This window comes from Methylobacterium gnaphalii (assembly GCF_007992215.1).
Lineage (GTDB): Bacteria > Pseudomonadota > Alphaproteobacteria > Rhizobiales > Beijerinckiaceae > Methylobacterium > Methylobacterium gnaphalii.
Genome location: NZ_BJZV01000076.1, coordinates 1 through 4,667 on the forward strand (window position 1 = coordinate 1; position 4,667 = coordinate 4,667).

Annotated in this window: 2 protein-coding genes and 2 pseudogenes; all 4 read right to left on the reverse strand. The window is 59.6% G+C overall.

Going from position 1 to position 4,667, the window contains the following annotated elements:
* Positions 1 to 1,137 precede the first annotated feature (1,137 nt).
* Positions 1,138 to 1,401 (reverse strand): hypothetical protein, encoded by a 264-nt coding sequence (locus MGN01_RS23040; RefSeq protein WP_147049122.1) that lies wholly within the window; start codon positions 1,399 to 1,401, stop codon positions 1,138 to 1,140.
* A 552-nt stretch (positions 1,402 to 1,953) separates the two neighbouring features.
* A pseudogene (locus MGN01_RS24645) lies at positions 1,954 to 2,196 on the reverse strand (IS630 family transposase); the annotation flags it as partial.
* Between the two features lie 31 nt (positions 2,197 to 2,227).
* A complete protein-coding gene (locus tag MGN01_RS23045; RefSeq protein WP_238258650.1) occupies positions 2,228 to 2,647 on the reverse strand; it encodes an anaerobic typically selenocysteine-containing protein in 420 nt (139 codons plus the stop codon).
* 1,394 nt (positions 2,648 to 4,041) lie between these two features.
* Positions 4,042 to 4,596 (reverse strand): annotated as a pseudogene (locus tag MGN01_RS23050) (IS3 family transposase); the annotation flags it as partial.
* Positions 4,597 to 4,667 lie beyond the last annotated feature (71 nt).

Genomic DNA, 4,667 nt, shown 5'->3' on the forward strand with positions numbered 1-4,667 from the left:
CCCGAGAACTTGCATAGGCTTTGGACCAGAAACAGGGTCAAGCTCAATGGGTCCGGAGCCTAACTTTGAACTCGGACCACCGCATGGGGGCAGGTCATGAACGACCACGCCCTGCGACTACATCGCGAACTTCCGGGCAGTAGCCTTGTTGTCGTGGAGCGTTGCGGCCACATGGTTCATCACACCGCGCCTCAGCAGGTTATCGCAGCTGTCGACGCGGTTACTCGCGCAGCTTGAGCCTTCACACGAGGTGCGCTGCGTCGGCCCAAAGCGATCAACCTTCACGATCAGCGATAGCGATGCTGACGCAAATAGAGGCTTGGCCCTTCAAGCGACCAATAAGAACACCGAGCCCTGTGGTGCGCTGACCGTCAGGCGTTGAGCAATCGCGCCAGTGGCAGCCCGAAGGAGGACAAATAGAATGCCAGAGATGACCTACCAACCATCTTTACGCTCCGGCCCAGCTTATTGTGACGCCTAGACGGTTCCATCACTGCCCACTGCTTGTCCGAGAACCAGAGCAGGTCTGCCATCCGCCCTCTCTGCTGCAAACTGCGGATCTGAATCACAAAATCACAGCTGCCACGAGATTTTCACCTAGTTCGCACCTAAGTCTAGAGCGGGAGGAACATCGTGGAATTCATTTGGTTCTCCCAAATCTAAGCGAGGGCCGCGGTTATGACGACTTCACAGCACACGAAACCTAGAGATGACGCCGAACCTGGAACGCCCGGGACGGGCGAGAATCTGTGCCCGCGCTGTGCTGGCTCTGGCCGATTTGAGGCAAAGACTTGCTCGGAGTGCAATGGAACTGGAAAGGTCATAACAGGCATCGGAGGAGGTTAATTACTGCCTGAAGCGAGATGTTGTTGGGGCGCCCTGTTATGGGCGATTGATCCGACTCACATCGCTAGGCATCGGCAATCTCGCTTAGCCTAAATCTCCACGCGACAACCAATATAAGCGCCTCGGAGGCAAGCCGGTCGACGATGAAGATCGCCGCTCCTTCAAGGCGGGGTTCCTCGTGACCTTGAATAGGCGGCAGCGGCGGATCGTAAGGTTCTCGCATAGACGCGGCTTGATCGGCACCGCCAGCGGTGCGGTATTAAAAGCTCCGTACTGCGAGAAGATACGAGTTTAGCCCATTGCCGCCAGGATCTTGGCGATGTCCCGGCCGCTCACCGGTCGGGGGGCAAACCGGTCAAGACCGTCCGCAATGTCCTGTTCTTCGACGATCGTGACTTGTTGTGCTCGATGCCTGACGTGCTTGTCTCCACTTGCCAATCTACTGTCGGCGTCAGCCTGATCGCTCAGGAACGTCTGGTTTTTGAGACCAACTTTACGGAACAGCGTGGTCTGGCATTCCACTGCGATTTCTGGACCGAGGAGTAACGAAGCCATGAGCGTTGTCGGCCCTAAAGCGCCTCAAGAGGATCGCGTTGAGATATCGCCCGCGGAGCGGTCTTACCCTTCGAAGAAGGCGGCGGACCAACGGCAAGGCCAACGCTCGCCAGGGGCCTCAGAACCTGGCGAAATGGGAGATTTCGATAACAAGGACGATGTGAGCCGGCAGCGCGGCAGCCATGCCGGTCATCGATATCGCGGCGGCTAGAGCGGGTTCCATTTAGAACGCGCGCATCGCGTTGGCCCTTCTTACAAAGGGGGATCTACCGAGCTCTGGCCGTCACCGTGTCGGCGAGGCGGACGTGAGGGTGCCGGAGAACCTAGGAAGGTCGAAGGTCAGGTATGGCGCAACGTCGGCGAGTTGGAGTCGGGAGACCTAGGTGTCTTGGGAGTGCTTCGAGCACTTTCCAGTGATGTGGACTCGACCCCTCGCATCCCATACGGGCCCGCGGCGCATGAACGGCCGCACCAGGTGCCCGGCACGGGGCAGCACCCGAGCATGCACAACACCTGTCCGGAGTTCTGCTTGCGTTCTAAGAGGCATCCACGCACGGCCGAGCACAGCCGCCGTCCCTTGACGCAACGACTGCGCGTACGCGCCATGTTCATTGCAGTCCAGGTTTCGTCGATGAAGACAAGGCGGCCCGGATCGCGTTCAGCCTGGGCCTCGAACCGCGCCTCGCAGGCCGCCTTCACGTCGGGCCACTTCTGTTCGGCCACGTGCGTGGATTTCTTGTACGTCAGTCCGCGTGCATCGAAGAAGCGCCACGGTGTGCCGAGGCTAGTCTTCAGACCCTACTCCGCTTCAAGACGGCTGCTATTCTCAAGATGATGGTGAGGTCAAAACCAACTTTCCACGAAAAGGCTCACTCTGGTTGTTAATGCTTGCACAGCCGCATTCCTGCTCGCCAACCGCAAGTGTTCTCAATTTCAGCACAGCCTTGCCATTCTGCTTGACAGTCCATCCATCTTCGCTGGCGACGTGAGTAAAATCACCTTCATGATGAAGAACCTGACTGTTCTTGAACTGGTTGGGCGATGTAAGAATGACCGGAGAGTCAGACTGACTGACAATGTTGAGCGTCACGTTTGAGTTCGCGGGCAGGCGTAGGTCCGCAGGTGCACAAACGGCCTTACCGTCTTGCTTGCTGATCCTCAGCTCTATCGGAGACTGCGCGGTGCTCTCCGGCGCGGTATCGGGCTTTCCTTGAGCAGAGGCTCCGGTGACAACCAGGGTAACCATTATTAGGCCCCGCCCAAAAGTGGCGTATCGTAGCATCATCGATCTCCGTAGCAGTCTTGCCGAACCTCAGGTCAAGGCTCCGCCTTGCCCAAGTTCCTCGGTGCGCCCTAGGTGAGTGAGGAGACGCACGAGCAGATTATGAGAGCCCCTGCATCGCGGCGCACAGCATCCCGGACTAGAGCTGTCCGCTTTCAGACGTTCTGCTGTCGGCCCTGAACCGGCGGCAGTGACCTCGGTTCTCCGGGCTCGGGCAGTACTGCTCCTCCACCAATGCCGGGCTGCAGAGCCCGCCCGGCCGAACTCCCCGGTGCGGGCTTTGTTGCGTCTGGAGTGTCCTGCGTCGTGGCGAGGGATGAGCCGGATCGGAGCGGCCAACTTTGTTGAGTGGCTGGCAGCCTAAACGGCCCGCCTACGGTAAGCTTCATTGACCATGCTCTCGCAATTTGACGGATAGCCGGGCTCCAACGTCCATATGCGGCGCTCTCCAGGCACCTCTAAGCGGAGTTGCCCTCAATGCTGATCTTCAATCCCTCACCGGTGAGATGGTCGAGATTACGTGCCTCGTCCTGGGGTCGCGCAGTGGCGCGATGACCTTGCGCCCTGAAGAAACTGTCGATGTCCGTTTTCGGACAGTTGGCTTTTGAACCCGGTTAGTAAGAAACCAAGGCTTGGTGTCATCGTTGGCCGGGCATGAATTCGGATGACATCCTCAAACTTTGCCGTCGCCGCGCAGAACATTGGCGCCATGCAGCTAAGCATTGGCGTCGCGCCGGGAATATCGGTGCCGCGAAGGAGTGCGTAGCAGAAGCAGAGAAGTGCGAGCGGCGGGCTAACAACCTTGCCGCATAGCAGTCCGGTCGTTTCGCGTTGCCAACGACAGTTGATTAGCGTTTTTCGTCCCGGCGCTGATCCATGTCATGGCCGGTGCGCTTCGGACCTGAGAAGCTTCACGCGCGGCTTTTCGCCGTGGCGGGCTCTGCCAGCCAAGCTGCTCGTGGAGCAACGGCTAACGCTGCACTACCTTCGAACTCGGATCACCCCGTTGGGGGAAGATCAGCTGTCGGCTGCTAGAGCGACGGCGGACTTGTTGAGAACGGCAATCTCAGCTGGCATTCCTGCGCCACCTTGCGGCGGCTGTCCGGGCTATGTCCGAGCGCTCTTCAGCCGACAGTTTATGGCTCGCGCTCGTCCTCCCTTCAAGCCGCCTCTGCGTGCGGGGAGAAACTGGAGCGGCATCCTCACGTTGTCTAAGGTCTGGTTGGTTGCCGGTAGCACGATCCCCTATGAACTTGGCAAGCTGAGAGGGATCACGGGCGCTTGGGGGTTGGTCTAGAGCCCTCGCGTAGCCGGGCATTTGAACCGCTCCAGTTTTCCTGGAGGCCATTTGGTTTGGGTCAGGCGGCCAAGTCTTGAACCTCAGCTTGGGCATAGTAGCGTGCTTCCGCTTCGGCGGGAGGGATATTCCCAATAGGTTCGAGCAGCCTGCGGTGGTTGAACCAGTCGACCCATTCGAGGGCAGCGAACTCGACGGCCTCGAAGCTTCGCCATGGTCCGCGTTGGTGGATCACTTCGGTCTTGAACAGGCCGATCATCGTCTCGGCGAGAGCATTATCGTAGGAGTCGCCGACACTGCCGACGGAGGGCTCGATGCCCGCCTCGGTGAGATGCTCGGTGTAGCGGATGCTCACGTATTGTGATCCTCGGTCCGAGTGACAGACAAGGCCGCTGCCGGCGAAGGGGCGGCGCTCGTGCAGGGCCTGCTCCAGGGCATCGAGCACGAAGTCCGCCCGGGCCGAGCGCGGCACGTGCCAGCCCACGATCCTGCGAGCAAAGACATCGACCACGAAAGCCGCGTAGACGAAGCCGCTCCAGGTCGCGACGTAGATGAAGTCTGTGACCCACAGCATGTTCGGCCGCGGCGCTTTGAACAGCCGGTTGACGTGCACTAGTGCAGTGACGCGGACGAAGGATTCACGGGCGGGATGAGGTGTGCGGGTCTGGGGGATGGCTCAGACTGTCC